We start from the raw sequence: 18,377 nt of genomic DNA, 5'->3' as shown, positions 1-18,377 counted from the left end.
CACAAGGTGAATCATTAGATTAGATGGTGACGTTCATGATGGTAAGGTTTTTACCTTTTTTCTTACTGCGGTCGGTGGCTTGTAGCGATGCGGCAAGGGTTTTATCGACAGAACTTTGTAGCTGAGAGATACCAATACTGACCGTAAAGTGGATATCGGTTCTATCAAACTTAAAGCGGTGCGTTTGGATTGCATCGCGTAAATCGTCAGCCAGTGCGTAAGCCATCTGCTGATCATCGGCATGATACAGAACGCAAAATTCATCACCACTTACCCTTGCTGTAGATAAGGTAGAAGCGATGGGGAAATGGGTATTGACGATGTCCGTCATTTCTAAAATCAACTGATCACCGCAGGTATAACCATATTGGTAATTAATGACTTTTAGATCATCCACATCCATGGTCAGCAAATAGACATCTTTATGATCTTTATAGCGGTTAATTTTATTGCGTAAAGTAAACAAGTTATCTTGATTAGTAGCACTATCACGCAGTGATAATTGACGATGAAACAACACATTGCTTAGCGCGGTTTCAATGTAAGTCTGCAGTAGTTTCATTAAACTGCCATAGGTGCGGGTGCGACTTTCGACAAAAATAACCCCAAACAATCCATTGTATCCTTGCAAAGGCAAGCGATAGAAAGGTTTATCGATTTGAACTTGATTAGCAAGGAGATCGTCTTTGGTGTGTCGAATATAGGTGACATCACTACTAAGCAGGTTTATGGCGTAGTCTTTATCGACGCTGATCGCGTGCTCTTCACCAGAATAGCCAATGCTATAAAAGGTATGACTGTCATGATTGTATAAGCACAGTTGGATTCGATTGTGTGAGCAAAATCTTGAAAGCAATACGTTAACTTGGTTTCTAAATTCAAATAAATCCGTCGATCGTGCCAGTTTGGTAAGCTCTAGTTGCAGCTCTTTGTTGATAAAGTTAAACACAAACACCACTAAAAGCAGGGTCGCGGCAAGTACCGCAACCAATAACAGTGAATAGCTATGAGAAAATAGCGTTGAACGTGATGTTGACGAAAAATAGATCCAATTTAAGCTGTTTCTTGCATTGTAAACCGCCAGTTTAGGGTCATTTTTAAAGAAGTAAGTCACCTCACCGGATGGATGACTGTTAACGATATTGTCTTTAGTGTCGAATTTGTAGGTTGGTTTACCCGCAAAGTAATAGCTAACCGGAGCGCTGCGATCATCTTGGATGACCTTTCCTGCCACGGCATAGCGATATACGCTGGCACTTTTGCCAATACGATCAGGGTTTGGGTGCAGAATGATTTGTCCTGTAGTGCGATCCACCACGAATACATTACCGCTACTCATGGTTTGCAAATCAATTAGAGATTGGCTCATGTACCATAGGTCGAATTCGATAACGTATTGTTCTACCTGTTTAGGGTGTTTTTCGCGTACTGCAATTACCCAGCGTTTATTACGGCTTTGATATAAATTAGAAACTTGATAGTTGTTGTGCATGAAGTTCATGTCAGTCCAAGTTAACGCAGTTAGATCAATGCGTTTAGGATGACTGTTATTGTGCTTGGCTATATCAATGTCAGTTTCTGAGAATGCGGTATGATTTTTGTGGTTGTATCGAAGAATATCATTATAGTTTTCAGTGCTATAAATAAGTTCAATCGCCAGTTGGTTAGCTTCTTTAGTGTCTTTTATTGAGAGCGTTTTATTTAGGGATGCAATGCTACTAAGGCTAGTATTTAACTGTCCTTGGATGAGCTTTGTCGCAGTTCGCAAGTTAGCGTGCGACTGAGTAATAACTTCGTTTTCAACTTTGTGATAATGCTGATAAGCCACGTAAATTAGAATGGCAACGAGTACAATTACGTAGGGACGTAAAAGACGGATGATTGTTCTTGGTAAAGCCATATATTTTGTTGTCTATTGTGTTTGACGGTCAACGTCAAAATATGAACCGGTTGTTTTTTGTCCAACTTGCAACGACTGGCAATAATATAGAGTTTTAATAGCTGATCAAGCTCTGTTTATTCCGATTGGCGCAAAATGATATTTACAATATTTAGCTAGAGTGCAATTGTATGTCATTTTACCTGCTTCTCAGCAATGATCTCAGCACTGCACCGAGATCATTGTTCGCTACTTTGTTAGGCTTCTAAAACTTCTTGTTTTATAGGCAGAATTTTAGCCGGCCCTTGCGCTTTTAAGATCACCATTGATTGAGGTTGCAATAACATATCTCTATCAACCTTCCCTTTACCAACTTCCGCTTCGGCAGTATCACAGATGAGAACCCAGCGTTCGATATCCCCTTCTGGCACTCTAAATCGAGCGGGTGTTTGTGATTGGTTAATATAGTAGAGCAACTCTGCGCCATCAGTACCTATACCGAGCTTTAAGGAAACGGCATTCAGTTGATTCCAATCATTCATCTCCATTAAGTTACCATCGGGACGATGCCAACTGACGCGGTTATCATTGCGAGTTTCGCCACTAAATGCCTCAATAAAAGGAATCATATGTTCGCGGCGGGCGGCAACCATTTCAGATAACCATTTTTTGAAAGCCTGTTGGTGCTCACCCAAATCCCAATTTAACCAGCTAATGGCATTGTCTTGGCAATAGGCATTATTGTTGCCTTGCTGAGTATGAGAAACCACATCCGCCGTTAATATATGTGGGATGCTAAATGAGAACAGCAAGCTACTCATAAAGTTACGTTTACGCTTTTCTCGCAATAACAGTGTTTCAGGGCATCGTGTTGCCCCTTCTACTCCTAAGTTATCTGAGCGGTTATCACCGTGACCATCATGATTATGCTCACCATTTGCCTCATTGTGTTTTAGTTGATAGGAGACCAAGTCTTGAATGGTAAAGCCATCGTGATAAGTGATGTAGTTGACCGTCATTTTATGCGGCCAGCGACTGGCGCTGTAGATGTCTCTTGAGCCCATCATACGAGTGGCAAACTCTTTTAAAAACCCTTGGTCGCCACGCCAAAAACTGCGCGTAATATCGCGGAATTTATCGTTACATTCATTCCAACCATCAGGGAAATTACCTACTTGATAACCATTTGGGCCAATATCCCAAGGTTCAGCAATCAGTTTGGTTTCTTTTAACACAGGGTCTTGCGCGACTGCTTTAAAGAAGGCCGCTTCACGATTAAAGTTGTCGCCATTGCGTCCTAGTGTCGCCGCCAGATCAAAGCGGAAACCATCAACTTTAAATTCTTGCACCCAGTAACGAAGTGTATCCATGACTAGTGTTAAAGCTGGTTGATAATTCAAGTCGACCGTATTACCACACCCGGTGAAGTTGGCGTAGTGACAACCGTGTTTTAAGTAGTATTGGTTATCAAGCAGTTTTAGGTTGAATACTGGGCCGCCATCACCACTTTCTGCTGTGTGGTTGTAGACCACATCTAAAATCACCTCAATGCCGTTTTTATGTAGCTCTCGAATAGTGGTTTTTAATTCATGTACGGCATCGACTTCGGCGTACCTTGGATCAGGAGCCATAAAGACATATGGGTTATAACCCCAGTAATTGACCTTATCCATATTCAGCAAGTGTGGTTCATGCATACAGGCTGCAATAGGCAATAGCTGCAAGCAATTGATATTTTGCTCTTTATAAAAGCTGAGCATTTCGTCACTGATCAGGCCAAGGTACTTGCCTTGGTGTTGCATTGGGACGTTTTGATTTAGCTTAGTTAAGCCTTTGGTATGCGTTTCAAACAAGACGATTTCAGAGCGTGTCAGACGAGGATGCTCCGATTGTTGCCAATCAAACTCAGAAGAGGTAACCACGGATTTCGCCATTGACCAGCTTTTATCATTTGAAAAAGGCGCTTGGTAAGTCAGTGGTTTGCTTATTGCTTTAGCATAAGGGTCTGAAAGGAGAATTTTTTCATCATTTTGGTCATAAACGATAAAGCCGTATTCTTGGCCGTGTGAGACCCCCTCTATGTAAATGTGTTTTATACCCGCATAGCTATTTGTGATGGGATAGGTTTTAAACTCTCCCTTGGCATTAAAAAGAGCCAAAGAGATCTCTTTACAGCTTGGGGCATGAATAGAGAAGTTACATCCACATTTATCTAACTCGGCACCCAGCGGATAAGGGCGTGATTTATTGCTACTCATTCTTTTTTATATCTTTTGTTTATTTTGTGAATGGTTTGGGTGATACGTTAAAAGGTTTACCCCATGAACGCAATAGGGAACATGCTGTTGGCGCTGTTCTAAGGGGTATTTTATTTAAAATATTGAGTTACATATCCCTTATGCCTGATACCGCAAAAATGCAGCTGATTTTTTCTAATGTAAGCTTTTCTTTATATCAATAAGCGTTACTGGTTGATTGTAGGGCCTTAAACGATCTACATCACGGATTACACTTTTACGGCGATTTTGTTAAAAAATCAGGGAACTAATTAAATAGAGATCTGGATCTATGTTTGTACTTTTATGAGTGTGATCATTATCGTTTTAAAACAAGGATCTCACCCTCAAAAACGTGATCTGGGCGACAAATCACTTAAACTACGCCTTTCTCAGTTTCTCTACTTCCCCCACCATTTAAAAGGAGGAGGAGGACTCCGTTAATACCAAATCGCATTACTATCATTTCGTCGAATAAAACAGTTTCACACTAACATTCTAAATTGGCTGCGTTAACAGATGGACTGTTAATCAATGAAGAATGAACTAGAAAAATAATAATCGTTTCGGGAGTTAACGAGAATGAAAAAGGTAAACCTACTAACAGCTGCAGTCTCTGCTGCCCTACTTTCAACGTCAGCACTTGCTGTAGATTTCAATGGTTACATGCGTGCAGGTACTGGCATCAGCGGTAACAGTGGTTCTGATGTATCAGTAAATAAAAACGGTATTGGTCGTCTAGGTAACGAAAACGACAACTACTCTGAGTTTGGTCTTTCTCAAGATTTGCAAACTGGCGAGATTAACTGGCGTATTGAATCAATGATTGCATCTGGTGCCCCAGGTGCGAACGGTTGGGAAGATGCTGACTTTAACGTGGCACAGTTTGCGGTTAAAGCAAAAGGCGCTCTAGCATTTGATCGCGGTGCAACGCTTTGGGCTGGTAAAACTTACTACCAACGTAAAGACATCCACATCACTGACTTCTACTACCTAAACACATCAGGTACTGGTGGTGGTATTGAAAACTTGTCAGTGGGTAACCAAAAACTGTCTCTTGCTTTAGTGCAAGATGGTGACAATACAACTGCTGGTGCAAACCCAAGCAATAGTGATTCTTCAGGTTATATCTTTGATGCACGTTTAGCTAACATTGGCCTATGGTCTGATGCGAGCTTAGAAATTGCATTGGCATATAACTTTGCCATTGATAAAGACACTGGCGGCGCTGTTTCAGAACAAGCTGATGATGGTTTACTTGCAACTGCAATTCTTCAACAAGGCCTAAGCAACGGCTTTAACCAAACTGTATTCCAGTACGGTACTGCAGGCTACGGTGTACAAGCTGGCTAACTTCTGGGGTTCAGGTTCATACTACGCACGTGGTACTGACCAATACAATGATTCAACCGGTTACCGTTTGCTTAACTGGGGTGTTATCTCAATGGGCGACTCTTGGGAAATGGGTCACCAGTTGGCATACCTAGCAGGTCAAGATATCGGTGATGGCACAGGCCAACAATACGATATCGATCAATACTCAGTTGTTGTTCGTCCTATGTATAAGTGGAACGACACTATGCGTACAGTATTTGAAGGTGGCTATAACGCAGGTGAACGCCTAGGTAACGGCAGCACTGAAGACTTCGGCAATGCTAAATTCACCGTTGCTCAAGCTTGGGCAATGGGAAGCAGCTTCTGGGCTCGTCCTGAGATCCGCGTATACGGTTCTTACATCCTAGATACTGAAAATGACAATGCATTTGGTCAAGACAACGACACTGAATACGTTGTTGGTATCCAAGCAGAAGCATGGTGGTAATCACACCTCTTAACCTTAAATAGGTTTATGATATAGCCGGCATGCTGTCGGCTATTTTTTTAAGGGCTTTCGCGTGAAGTATTTGTTATAAAAGGCATTACCTCTAAAAGTCATTAAAAAAATAATAAAGGAGATACCCCATGAAATTTCGAGCCTTATTCTTAAGCTGTTGTGTGGCTCTAGCGGGTTGTGCTACTCAAGAAACACTCCACCAAGTTGGGGCAGAGCCTGTAGTAACGTCAGTGGCGTCTCTGAATAAATCGCCTTTTAAACTTGATACACAAGCATTAGTAACGATTGATAAAAATACTCAAGTATTAAATAACAAGCTAATAGATAGCCCAGTGGTGGCGTTTGATCTTCCTTCTAACCGCGGTCCGTTAGATATTTCGGTCACTAGTAACATGACCGATGAAGCCTTCTTTTCTCCGCAGATTATGATTGTTGATAACAAGGGTAACGTTATTGAAAAATACGACTCTTCTGCGTTTGAATACCGACGCCCTCGTTTAGCATGGGGAGATCGTTTGGTAGCTGAGCTTAGATTCACACCGCCAGTGGATCAAAAGACAGTGACTATGCTTATCTATACCACCAAAGATGAGCTTGCAAAAACAACGGATCGAATCCATCCAGCCAGAGCGATGGCCGAAGGCAAAGGTAACTATCTGCCTGAGGTGAAAGACATCCCAACGCCACATGTAAATACTGGTAAGTTACTGGTGGAAGTGACAGGCGTAAATGCTGGCTTAGATGCCAATGATGATGCGAAAAAACATCAACATGAGCTAGATGCAACGGTTGAAAAATCTACGCAGAATTATTACCACAACGCAATTCGCAAAGCCGTTGATGAAGATAATATGCCCAAAGCCCTTGCTCTGTTAGAAGAAGCCAAAGATTTGCAGATACAAGGTGCGCAACAAGCTTACATTGACGCCCTTGAGCAGCACAGAAGTAAGTAATACTGCATAAAGCAACATGACAATTTGTTCTGTCCTATTAGCCAGAGAAGGGAGACCTTACTCTGGCTTTTTTTGTCTTCATATAATGCTTACCAATAGGTTGTACAAAGTATGAGCAGGCTTGAACTATAATAGATGTGTATAGGTATCATTGCTATATACAGTACAGAGCAAGCGCATTCTCGCTGTGTGTTAACGAAAGCCGTTTTAGAAACAGTGAAAAGGAATCACGAGCGATGTGTTGCTAGACTTATAGGGATAGGGGTTTTGTATGTTAACAGTCACAGAAATGATGGCTTCAGGGATAGCAATTTTACTGTTCATGGCTATGTTTTTAAGTATTGCTCGATGGTCAACAAAACGTTCTGAGCGTGCTGAACAGCGCAGATTAGAAGCGGAAGATCAGGCTAAACAACTTGAAGCTGAGCGTGTGAGAGTACATAAAGAAAAAATCGCTTTAGCCGATAACGGGCATCTAACAACTCAATTAGAATTAGCTGAAATGAACGAAGCGAAGCATCCCAAAGAAGCGGTATATTGGTATGAAAGGGCCGCCGAGCAAGACAGTATCGACGGCATTAAAGGCATTCTTAGAGTGTGTGAGCAGTATTCTGATGAGCTTATTACCCAAGATAAGCATCGCTATTGGCAAAATGCGTTTGACGCACACAATGGCGATGAGCAAGCGGAATACGAGCAAGGCATTGCCTTATTTGAGGGTTTTGGTATCGCCAGTAATATGGACAAAGGCATCCAATTGATAGAGCATGCCGCCAATAAACGTTGCTTTAGAGCACAAATGTTTTTGGCGCAGTGGTATCGCTCGTCAGAGAACCCGATGGCCGATAATGAAAAAGCTAAAATGTGGGAAAGCAGGGCGGAGCGCATCAATTTAGATGGAGAATCAAAATGATAAAAGCCCATACATTTTATATATAGTAACGTAAAGGGCTTTTATCTATTGTCTGTCTCGTCCTGAAATGTGTTTACACATTGAGGACGAGACAGTCATTATAATTTTCTGACGTATTTATTGATCAATAAAACTATTCGTAAATGACTTCATCTAAGTAGCGCAGGTAAGCGTTTCTAAGACGGATAGGGTTGTGTTCAAAGTAATTTGGGTTAAGTCGAGCTCTATCAAAATATTGTCGGTCTAAATTATGATAGTTACTGGCCGTTTTCCCTAAACCGGTATTGAGCTGATTATGGGATTCACCCACTCGAGTTTGTACGCTAAAGTTCCACTCACTGGTGCCCCGTACTGTGATGGGTTGTGGTTGCATTCCACGCCAGAAGGTAAGAGGGACTGAGACATTAAAAGTGACAAACTGCTCTCTTTCACTGTTGAGATAACTGGCATCTAAACGAGTATCACCAAGCCAATGGCTAGAGGTGGCCTTAACGCCTTGATCGCCACCCCAAAACTCGCCGCCTTGCACTTGCATCTGCCAATTCCATTGCGCAACAGATAAGCGATAATGCGCTAATAACGGAGTACGGGCTTCTGGGTCGGTGCTTTCGCTAGCGGTAAAGTATCCCACTTCAAAGCCTAAGTTATGCATTCCTTGCGCGCTATACCATTGAGTCTCATTTTGTCCGCCATAATAATCACCACGAATTAAACCTAAGCTGAATTGCGTCATCATATCGGCAGGAAGGTTAAAGGCTTGATGAAGTAGAGCGCGGTCAATTTGGTTTTCCAGTGCACCTCGTGCGTAATACCCCTCGTCATAATCATCACTATTAGCAATGGGCAGGATATGACGAACATCGATAGCGCCTCCTTTCCATAATGGCGTATACAAATTGGTTCCGAGGCCAATGGAGTAGTCAAAAAAACCGTACTCGGTAGCCACGGCATAATTCATTATCGGTGCAAAAGTGATCTCGCTATAACCAAATCCATCGTTACTGACTTCATAAATCCAAGTGGTCATTGCCAGTTTATCTGTGAGGTTTTCAGTGGAGAATGCCGTGTGTGAGCACTCAGTGCCGACTTGCAGAAAATCACGATAGCATTGCAACTCTGTGTTAATTGCTAACATAGGTAATTTGTTTTTAAGTAGCACCAAATCTACTTTTTGCGCTTTGCTGGTCCCTCTTGGAAGGTCGGCAAATACCCCTTCACCTGAGTAGGCAGAAATAATCCCTAACGCGACGCCTGCACCGTCCATAGCGTTGTGTTGATAACGCTTATTTTCTAAAGCAATAACCAGTGTATCGAGATTGCTACCGACACTGATGTTGACGAATCCTTCTTGCTCTAACTTGCCAATAAGTTGCGTGAGACTGCTCGCCTCGTTGTGTGCAAGTTGGCTTTGTACTTGGGTTTGAGTATTTGGTTTAACGTCGGAGTATTTTTGGCGAGTAAAGGTATCGCCAAAGAAGGGCACAGACGCGCTCACGCCCCATAGGGTTTGGTCTTTATTTTCATGTCCAGAATAGAGCTGATATTGAGCCGCTAGCTGAGCGCCATAAGGCAGCATATCTCTGGGTGTCATCAGACGCACAGCAGCATTAAATTCTTGAGCGTCATACTCACCAGTGAGTTGAATAAATTCAAACGGTTGCCATTCAGCCCCGGCAAACGGTCCATCAAGTACCCCTAAACTGAGCTCAGACTTACCATAACCGCCACTAAGGCGAAGATTAAACGCGTCTATTTCAGTATCGGCAACCACAAAATAGGCATCAAAGTTACTGGCAGCGCCTCCGATATCTTGGGCGCCGAATGCCAGATTAAAGCCTAAAAATTCTTCTAAATATGGCATCTGAAGTTTAGCGGTAGCCGATAGATCACGAATGCCGCATCCGTCGGTATAACAGTTGGAATCGTATTCTGCAGTAACGATACGACTGCCTACTTCTAAATGAGGAAATACACCGGCATTGACATACCAGCTATCAAGCTCGGCAATGCTATTTTTATAAGGCACGCCTTGAGCAAATTGCGCACTGCCGCGACCCGTTGCTAACGTTTGTGCATTGGGCGTAAAAATGAGACCGCTAAAACCTTGTTGAGAAGGCAGAATATCCACTTGAGCGAACACAGGATAACTGAGAGTTGCGATGAGAGACGCGATAACTGTGCGAGAAACCTTTGCAGGGATAGAATCTGTGGGCATAGGAACATCCATATCCTAGGGTATTAATGGGTGTGTCGATGGAATAAATAACGCCTCCGTTAAGAGGCGTTATTGTGGGGCGTGAGATTAGCCTTCGCTACCGCCAGTACCACCGGTGGCTGGTGGCAGTTCTTCATCTACTGGTGGAATATCTGTTGGTGGTAATTCTTCAGTGATTACTTCACCTTCTTGTATAGGATCATCCCCACCCGCGGCTGTACTTGGTGGAAGAGGAGTCTCTGGGTTAGGTTCAGTTGCCACGGTATCGTCGAAGGTAGCTTCGTCATCAAGATCTTCGGTATAATCTACATACGTTGGCTCACCCGCAGCATTGGTTGGGAAGTTATCTTGCGCTGCTAGCGAAGTCGCTAATGTTTTGGTGACATTAGCGATATCAGCAGAATCGCGTCCGCCTTGTGCTTCTGCGCCTACAATGGCATCAGAAAGAATCATAGTCGATGCTTGTACACTGGTTGACGTTGCCGCATCCATGCTATCAAGCGCCGCTTGTGGATCGCTCAGTAGTAGTGATTTTTGCTCACTAGATAGCGTTGTACCTTCAGGCAGGGTATCAGCAAACACTTTATCAATGATCTCGGTAACCGATAGGCCAGATGTATCTTCTTCAATGGCTTGTGCGATAAGCGTGGTATATGGTGTGCCTACAATCGGTTGACCTGCAGTCATTAACTCTCCAGGAACCGTATACAACACTTTGGTCATGTCTTTACTGTTGCTTTCATCGATAGCGTCATTAGTGCCACCACCGCTAGCAAAGCGAGATTCACCAAAGGCAATATCACATTGGGTTGGATCTTCATCAAATAGTGGGTAGTTCCCTTTACCGATATTGATAAGACCTTTACCACCGGTTTCGCCAACGAAGTCCCAACCGCCGCCAGCACAATCCATGTAAGTATCTAAGTATCGAATAGCGCCGTCGAATGCTTGAACTGATGTGCTAGTAGGCTCGACTCGGTTTTCGTTGTCACTGCCACATCCAGCGAGTAGAACGCCACTGACAGTTAATGCAATTAGTTTATATTTCACGATATTCCTCCTGTGTGAAATAAGTGCTATCCATCCATTTTGGAGAGCAATTAAATGGTATATGTGTGGTGGTTAGTGCCAGTGGTAGATTGCTGCGATGCCGAAATAGTTAATGTCGGGACCACCAATGTCGTTATACCACGTGTAATCTAAAGCGCCGGACCAGTGTTTATTAAATTTATACTCAACCCCCATACCCAAATGAGGAGTCCATCCTGTATCACTTTCAGCGACATTTGAGCCATTCGCATTCCAGTCATACCATTGCGTACCTACCTTGCCGTAGATAGAGGTATTTTCAGCAACCGTATGAGAAAACTTAGCAGTAAAGTTAATAGTTTGCGCATCATAGCTTCCCGAAACATCGGTAAGATCGGCTTCTCCAAGATTTTGGTAGCCTAATTCGAATGCAAGCCATGGAAGCGTATGTAGACCTACAAATGCACCCCATGCAAAGTTAGGGTCGTCGACACCAGTTACATCGGTAACACCAGCACCAAGTCCGCCCCAGTTGGTCATACCCATGTTTACACCACCGTATAAGTGGGAGTGAAATGTTGAACTTTCTGTTGCAAGTGAAGCAGTTGGTATAGCCAAAATCAGTGAAGCAGCTAAGCAGAGTTTTTTCATCGGCTGAAATCCCTATCAGTAGATATTAAGTTAAGTCTTAATATGAAAAAGTGCGTATGTTGTGCGCTAATATTCATATTAACTTATTGTTAAACCAAAAGGTTTCATTAATTTTAATTATATGTGAAAACTGTAAATCAATTGTTTGCAAATAGGATCTACATCACGTTTGTTGCTTTTATGTCTACATTTTGTTGCTTTATTTGCTGTGCTTGATGAAAAAACTTCTTGAATAAGAACAAATCAATTGAGCAAGAATCGGGTTGAGTATTATTAGGTTTGAACCCACACTCACTGCATCGCAATATGCCATTCATATTGCCTTTATTTTGTTTGGCTAAGAGCCATTTGCAGGGCGCTACAGGAGAATGGCTATATGTTTACAATCGGATCATTATTGAAAGGCGACTTATTTTGACTATCCCAAGTATGCTACGACTGATATGCCTTGCGGCCATATGGGGAGGCTCGTTTTTGTTTATGCGAATCTCCGCTAATGCCCTAGGACCGGCTTATTTAATGGAAGCACGGGTGTTTTTTGCGGCCATCAGCTTGTTATTAGTGGCGGTCTATATGAAGAAAAGCATCAATTTTTCATCACACAAAAAACATTTCTTCATTATTGGTTTTTTTAATACGGCGTTGCCTTTCCTTTTGTTCGCTTATGCGGCGCAAACTTTACCAGCTTCGATACTGTCTATTCTTAACTCAACTGCGGCAATATGGGGGGCGGCAATTGCGATTGTATGGTCACGTAGCATGCCAACCTTTAAGATTGTTATTGGTTTACTCTGCGGTGTCATTGGGGTGTTTATCTTAGTAGGCTTTGATAGCAACCATTTGGCGCAAGACTCAACTATGGCAATGTTGGCTGGAGTGATGGCGGCATGTTGTTATGGGATTGCCAGCAACTATGCGAAGAATGCTCCCAAAATATCGTCGTTTGATAATGCGCATGGCAGTATGTGGGCAGCGTGCTTGATTATATTACCTTTGTTACCCTTTATGCCCATTCGCGAAATGCCCGATCTTCAAATATCGATCTCGGTAATATTGCTTGGGGTTGTGTGTACAGGGCTGGCGTATTTACTGTATTTTCGATTGATTGAAGATGTGGGCCCACCATCAGCATTATCAGTGACATTTCTAATTCCTCTTTTTGGTATTCTTTGGGGATACCTATTTTTGAACGAGAGCGTAGGGTGGAACACCGCTTTAGGCGCACTCTTTGTTATTGGTGGAACTATGCTAGTCACCGGATTTTCAGTCAAAAATATGTTGAATTTAAAGCGAAAGGAACAACATGAACATTAGCCAGCAGCGACACTACGAAACCGTAGAAAAAGCGATTGTCTATATTCGACAGCATTTACAGCATCAGCCGAGTTTGTCTGAAATCGCTGAGCATGTTCATTTAAGTGAATTTCATCTGCAACGAATATTTACTGAGTGGGCAGGTATTTCACCGAAACGATTTATGCAATCAATGACCAAGCAGCGTGCACTGCAAGTGTTAAAAACCTCAGATACGCTGTTAGAAGTAGCAGATAATGTAGGTTTGTCTGGCACGGGACGATTGCATGATCTGCTGGTTTCCTGTGAAGCGATGACGCCAGGCGAAGCAAAAAATCTAGGTGCTGAATTGGTGATTAAATATGGTTGTGCAACAACGCCATTTGGCACTGCGGTGATAGGTTGGACAGAAAGAGGCATCTGCTTTTTACAATTTGTCGATCAAGATGTGTCACAAACCGTTGCTATTTTGCAGCAGCAATGGCCGCTAGCAAGTTTTCATCAGAGCGACGCTCAGCCAATATCGGAGTCGGTATTCTCAGGGTCAGGCAATAAAATCCATCTGATTGTAAAAGGAACCAATTTTCAGGTAAAAGTGTGGGAAGCGCTGGTAAATAGTCAATCAGGGCAGCTACTTTCCTACGCACAAGTAGCGCAAAAAATCGGTTCGCCTAAAGCATCAAGAGCCGTCGGAAGTGCGGTCGCCTCAAATACCATAGGTTTTTTAATTCCTTGTCACCGCGTCATTCGTGGTGATGGTGATGTAGGACAATTCCGTTGGGGCAGTGATAGAAAAGTGGCCATACAAGGTTGGGAAGCAGCTCGTATGGATGCCAATAATTAATCTCATAGAAAAAGCAAAACGCCTGTATATCTGCCGATATGCGGGCGTTTTTTTATCATGACAGATTTAAAAAATCAGATGCGCGACACCGGCAATCACCGGCAAGGTAATTAAGGTACGCAAAATAAAAATGACAAATAGCTCGCCAATATTCACGGGGATTTTACTACCCAGTAGCAATGCGCCTACCTCAGACATATAAATGAGCTGTGTCACTGACATGGCTGCGATAACAAAACGAGTCAATTCACTATCGATAGAAGCGGCAAGAATGGCAGGGATAAACATATCTGCGAAACCAACCACGATAGTTTGCGAAGCCGCGACCGCTTCAGGAATAGCCAGCAACTCTAAATAAGGGACAAAAGGTTTACCCAAAATCGCAAATATAGAGGTGTATTCGGCGATAACTAAGGCAATTGTGCCAAGCCCCATCACTACAGGTAATACGCCAAACACCATATCTACTGCATTTTTAACGCCTTCTTTGGCAACTTTGCTGATTGAGGTTACTTGACCTGCTTTGTAAAGCGCTAAATCCAGCCCCCAAGAAAACGTACTGTGGCCACTTGGGATTGCATTTGCATCATGATCGGGCGCTGTGCCATCAATAAAAAGGTCTTTTTTGCGACTCAGTGGCGGTAAGCGAGGGATAATTACCGCAGCAACTAAGCCAGCTAAACAAACTGCACCGTAAAAAGGTAAGAACAGGTGTTCTAGTTCCACTTGGGCGATAACCACTAAGCTAAATGTAATGGAGACCGCAGAGAAGGTAGTACCGACCACTGCCGCTTCACGTTGGGTATAGAATTTCTTCTCATATTGTTTGCTTGTTAGCAAAATACCGACACTGCCATCACCTAACCATGAGGCGATACAGTCAATCGCAGAACGTCCAGGCAGATTGAAAAGAGGACGCATGATTTTACTTAACAGAGTGCCAAATAGCTCAAGTAAGCCAAAGTTCAGTAACAATGGCAGTAATAATCCAGCAAAAATAAATACAGAGAATAGCGTTGGCAGCAGTCCATCTAAGACTAATCCTCCGGTATTTTCTTCCCAAATCGCTTCTGGACCTATTTGAAAATAGGTCATGCTAACGGCTAGTCCACCAATCACTCTGACGGTTAGCCATAAAGGAGAAGGTTTAAATAAGCCGTTAAGAAAGCTATTTTCCGCAATAAAACGTGGCGTTTTTATGGCGCACAGTAGTGAAGCGATGGCCATGCTAGCGATGATAAGTGTGATAATTGCAATTAACTGGCTTTCTAATACAGATTGCAGAGTTTTAGCGAGTACAGCAACAGGTATGGTTAAGTTCCCATCGAAGCTAATGGGAGCCATAAATAAGAATAACCCTATAATAGAGGGAATAAAGAACATCCAGAAGTTGCCTTTTTTCGGCGGGTTGTCGCTGTTATATATCGATTGATTATGGTTATTTTGCTGCATTATTAGGCTCACGCTTGCTACTGTTGTTGATGTGGAATCTTAGTTTTACTTTTTGCATATTTAGCGGTGGAAGAATACGGTATTAGCTAGGCAAATAGCAATACTATTCAGTAGTAATATGTATTTATTCATGATGAAGTTTCTAGTTTTTGCGACATATGCGAGATTTTGTATTGATGCAAATAAGATGCAACTTTAACGAAGAAGAGCGAGTTTTAGGTTATTTAGCCACCATATTGCAACGTAAAATGTATTGATATAAGAGTAAATCATCTAATAAAGAGCATTAAAATGCGTTTTTGGAAATGGATGTTTAGGCATTTATCGCTCAAATGACTACGTTGTTTGTAAGAGATCTCTCACAAATGCGTGAGACAATGAGACTATATTAACCAGAAAAAGCCGTTCAAATCACTTAAGTAATTGAAAAATAACAGTTTAATTATAATGTCGATAAAATAAGCAGGTTAACAAAGTCCTATGTCTATTGTGGGCAAGGCAAAAAAGAGCGAAACTTTAGTTGTCGGCAAGGAGCAGACATTAAGGAATCTTCAGGATGAAGAGCAACAGCTAGGAAGGTTGTTGAAAAGGATTTAGGACATTGTACGGACACAGAAGTTACTAGGATGGTAACTTGCAAAGGACAGCAATGGACACCTCTAGGATAGAGGAAGGATTAACATCAGGATGATGTAAGGGACAACGCTCAAGGAACAAGTGAGTAATACCAGTAAGGATATTGGTCTGCCAGGATAGGGCTTTGGACACCGCTAGGAAGGCGTGAAAGGATTAAGCTTAGGATAAGCATACTTATCATGGAATAGATGCATGGAGCACTTTTAGTAGCCGGATTGCTGCAAGTAAGGTCATAACCCCGAAGAGCGAAAGCTCTCGGGGTTTTTCTTTTGTATTTTTGCTGTTTTTGAACACTCAAATAACACCAATCTCACTAAGTAAGTGATCAGAACTAACGCAGTTACCGAGCATTTTAACAAGCTAGAATGACCCATTATTTAGTACGATTAGTTTAAATACTTTAGAAAATAAAAATGGTGAGAATAAATTCTCACCATTTTGCTTTTTCACATCATTGTATTTCTAGTTACGCTTGATCCGTTTTATAGATATGTACATCTCGTTGTGGGAAAGGAATGGTAATGCCATTTGCATCAAATTGACGTTTTATCTCTTCGGTGACATCCCAATACACATCCCAGTAATCATCGGTTCTTACCCAAGGGCGTACAATCAGATCAACCGACGATTCATTTAATGTATGCACACGTACATTCATTTCTGGATGTTTCAGCACTTTGTCGTGGTTTTGCAGTACCTTTTTCGAAATTTCGATAGCAAAATCAAAGTCATCAGAGTAACCAATACCAAACACCATATCCACGCGGCGCACACGTTCTGAAGTCATGTTGTTAATAACGTCACCCCAGATTTTATTATTGGGAATGACTAATGTTTGGTTGTCCAACGTTCGTATGGTGGTCGAAACTAAGCTCATGTGGCTGACCGTACCCTGTATCCCTGCCACCTGTACTAAGTCTTTTACGTCAAAAGGACGATAGATCAGAATCATCAAACCAGAAGCAAAATTAGACAGCGTATCTTGCAAGGCAAAACCGATAATGACACCCGCTACCCCAAAGCCTGTTAGTAGTGGGCCTAAGTTAATGCCGATTTGCGATAGGGCGATAAGCAGACCAATAAAGGTCACAGCCTTGGAGACAATGGAAATAAAGAAATCTTGCATTAACACACTGAAATCCATTTTCGAGTGCGAAACGCTCTTTTTCACCAGTTTAGCGACCAGTTTAGACAGAATATGCGTAGCCCAAAGTATGCCCAAGAACACCAGTAGCTTCACCAATATGGACGGTGAGTTATCAAATGCCCAGTCTTTAAAAGAGTCTAGCCATTCTTGGAATAGACCTAGCGCCACATTCACATCCAAAATATCAGCATTGATGTCTCCGGTCATGGCAAATAGGGTTTGCTTATATTCCGTCACATCTAGCCCAAAATCAGACATAAGAGTTACGGTGTTGTTCATGCTAGCAAGTAGGTAGCGTTGCAGTTGTGCTAAGGCAACGATTTGCTTTTCCAGTGCCGGTTTATCTTCTTCGGTGGTATACAACTTTCGTTGATCTAACGCTTTTTTGCGGCTATCTAGATAAATAACAATGTCATATAAAACATCACTGCGCTTTTGTAAGTCATCTTTAAAACTCGTTGGGTCGAGTTTGATATTGAGTTTTTCTGCCCAGTTGAAGGTGGTGGCAAGTTCGGTGTAATAGATATCAACACTACCTACTCGTTGCTGAGCTAAAAACTGATATTCGGCTTTGTCAGCTTCATTCGCATCCCTTGCTTGTTTAAACAATTCTTGTGCTTGTCCATCGGCATGAACAATTAACGCTTGTAGCATGGTGGCTTGTGCTGGGATCAGAGTTTTTAATATTTCTGAGTCTGGAGATTGAACCACTAGATTGGCGATTTCATCTCGCAAAACCCCATTTTTTCGACGCAATACATCTTCTAGAAATAGGGCTTGTTCGCCAGTTGAGTTTTCAATTTTATCTATTTGTTGTGAAAATTTATCTTGTTGTTTCAATAGTTGGTTAGTCTCAGCAGCGGTGGCGACACCGGCAAAGACGTTACACAACAGTACAAGTAGCAGTAATCCTTTACTCATGTGGAGGTCTCTTAAAAGTGGTTTAAAAATATAGGGTTACAGATTTATCAATATCTAAATCAGTATAGTTAACAAAGGTGTATTTTGCTGATGTTGAAATGTAATTTCACAGATTGCTTGATTGTTATTTAATCTAAACTAGCATTTATTAACATAAATGTAACATGGTGGTCTCGAAGGATTACTTAGATAATCTATAGAGCATGTGGGGTTTTTTAGGGTGCGCATACCTGATGATAGCCGTTCAGATATGCATTGAGGCAAATGAATTAGTTCACCAGGAGGGTGATACGCTAATGCATGACCACACAGTAATGCGATCATTTAAGCAAAT

Annotated in this window: 11 protein-coding genes and 1 pseudogene; 5 read left to right on the top strand and 7 right to left on the bottom strand. The window is 42.2% G+C overall.

The window, feature by feature from the left end:
• Positions 1-19: 19 nt before the first annotated feature.
• Both QV280_RS17090 and glgX read right to left on the bottom strand, forming a co-directional pair.
• Positions 20-1,900 carry a sensor domain-containing diguanylate cyclase gene (locus QV280_RS17090; protein WP_152820177.1) on the bottom strand — a complete coding sequence of 627 codons (1,881 nt, stop codon included), beginning with the start codon at positions 1,898-1,900 and terminating at the stop codon, positions 20-22.
• Positions 1,901-2,136: 236 nt separating this feature from the next.
• Complete coding sequence (glgX, locus tag QV280_RS17085) at positions 2,137-4,137, bottom strand: glycogen debranching protein GlgX (RefSeq protein ID WP_152820176.1); 2,001 nt, start codon at positions 4,135-4,137, stop codon at positions 2,137-2,139.
• A gap of 600 nt (positions 4,138-4,737) precedes the next feature.
• Between glgX and lamB the strand changes: the two are divergent.
• From lamB to QV280_RS17070, 3 genes and pseudogenes are all read left to right on the top strand, one after another.
• Positions 4,738-5,977 (top strand): annotated as a pseudogene (gene lamB, locus QV280_RS17080) (maltoporin LamB).
• Positions 5,978-6,117: 140 nt separating this feature from the next.
• Positions 6,118-6,942: a MalM family protein gene (locus tag QV280_RS17075; RefSeq protein WP_152820175.1), complete on the top strand. Its 825-nt coding sequence runs from the start codon at positions 6,118-6,120 to the stop codon at positions 6,940-6,942.
• 271 nt (positions 6,943-7,213) lie between these two features.
• Entirely contained in the window at positions 7,214-7,855 is a 642-nt protein-coding gene (locus QV280_RS17070) for a tetratricopeptide repeat protein (RefSeq protein ID WP_023405098.1), read from the top strand.
• A 133-nt stretch (positions 7,856-7,988) separates the two neighbouring features.
• On the opposite strand, the gene QV280_RS17065 is transcribed toward QV280_RS17070, so the two are convergent.
• From QV280_RS17065 to QV280_RS17055, 3 genes are all read right to left on the bottom strand, one after another.
• On the bottom strand, positions 7,989-10,070 hold the full coding sequence (locus tag QV280_RS17065) for a YjbH domain-containing protein (protein ID WP_152820174.1): 2,082 nt from the start codon (positions 10,068-10,070) through the stop codon (positions 7,989-7,991).
• 87 nt (positions 10,071-10,157) lie between these two features.
• Positions 10,158-11,120 (bottom strand): hypothetical protein, encoded by a 963-nt coding sequence (locus QV280_RS17060; RefSeq protein WP_216643772.1) that lies wholly within the window; start codon positions 11,118-11,120, stop codon positions 10,158-10,160.
• A 72-nt stretch (positions 11,121-11,192) separates the two neighbouring features.
• Positions 11,193-11,750 (bottom strand): outer membrane beta-barrel protein, encoded by a 558-nt coding sequence (locus QV280_RS17055; protein WP_023404277.1) that lies wholly within the window; start codon positions 11,748-11,750, stop codon positions 11,193-11,195.
• A 414-nt stretch (positions 11,751-12,164) separates the two neighbouring features.
• On the opposite strand from QV280_RS17055, the gene QV280_RS17050 reads away from it, so the two are divergent.
• Together QV280_RS17050 and QV280_RS17045 are read left to right on the top strand one after the other, a co-directional pair.
• Positions 12,165-13,064 (top strand): DMT family transporter, encoded by a 900-nt coding sequence (locus tag QV280_RS17050; RefSeq protein WP_447026287.1) that lies wholly within the window; start codon positions 12,165-12,167, stop codon positions 13,062-13,064.
• On the top strand, positions 13,054-13,887 hold the full coding sequence (locus tag QV280_RS17045) for a methylated-DNA--[protein]-cysteine S-methyltransferase (RefSeq protein WP_023404275.1): 834 nt from the start codon (positions 13,054-13,056) through the stop codon (positions 13,885-13,887). Before QV280_RS17050 ends, QV280_RS17045 begins: the two co-directional genes overlap by 11 nt.
• Positions 13,888-13,953: 66 nt before the next feature.
• On the opposite strand, the gene QV280_RS17040 is transcribed toward QV280_RS17045, so the two are convergent.
• Entirely contained in the window at positions 13,954-15,339 is a 1,386-nt protein-coding gene (locus QV280_RS17040; RefSeq protein WP_152820173.1) for a YjiH family protein, read from the bottom strand.
• A 1,102-nt stretch (positions 15,340-16,441) separates the two neighbouring features.
• Entirely contained in the window at positions 16,442-18,043 is a 1,602-nt protein-coding gene (locus QV280_RS17035; protein WP_152820172.1) for a mechanosensitive ion channel family protein, read from the bottom strand.
• Positions 18,044-18,377: the final 334 nt, after the last annotated feature.

It is taken from the genome of Vibrio sp. B1Z05, assembly GCF_052955985.1.
This window is presented reverse-complemented; position numbering and strand designations above follow the sequence as displayed.

Excerpts from the sequence above, each read along its gene's own strand:
- QV280_RS17090 (WP_152820177.1), bottom strand. The coding sequence starts at position 1,900 with ATGGCTTTACCAAGAACAATCATCCGTCTTTTACGTCCCTACGTAATT.
- QV280_RS17045 (WP_023404275.1), top strand. The coding sequence starts at position 13,054 with ATGAACATTAGCCAGCAGCGACACTACGAAACCGTAGAAAAAGCGATT.
- QV280_RS17075 (WP_152820175.1), top strand. The coding sequence starts at position 6,118 with ATGAAATTTCGAGCCTTATTCTTAAGCTGTTGTGTGGCTCTAGCGGGT.
- glgX (WP_152820176.1), bottom strand. The coding sequence starts at position 4,137 with ATGAGTAGCAATAAATCACGCCCTTATCCGCTGGGTGCCGAGTTAGAT.
- QV280_RS17040 (WP_152820173.1), bottom strand. The coding sequence starts at position 15,339 with ATGCAGCAAAATAACCATAATCAATCGATATATAACAGCGACAACCCG.
- QV280_RS17035 (WP_152820172.1), bottom strand. The coding sequence starts at position 18,043 with ATGAGTAAAGGATTACTGCTACTTGTACTGTTGTGTAACGTCTTTGCC.
- QV280_RS17055 (WP_023404277.1), bottom strand. The coding sequence starts at position 11,750 with ATGAAAAAACTCTGCTTAGCTGCTTCACTGATTTTGGCTATACCAACT.
- QV280_RS17070 (WP_023405098.1), top strand. The coding sequence starts at position 7,214 with ATGTTAACAGTCACAGAAATGATGGCTTCAGGGATAGCAATTTTACTG.
- QV280_RS17065 (WP_152820174.1), bottom strand. The coding sequence starts at position 10,070 with ATGCCCACAGATTCTATCCCTGCAAAGGTTTCTCGCACAGTTATCGCG.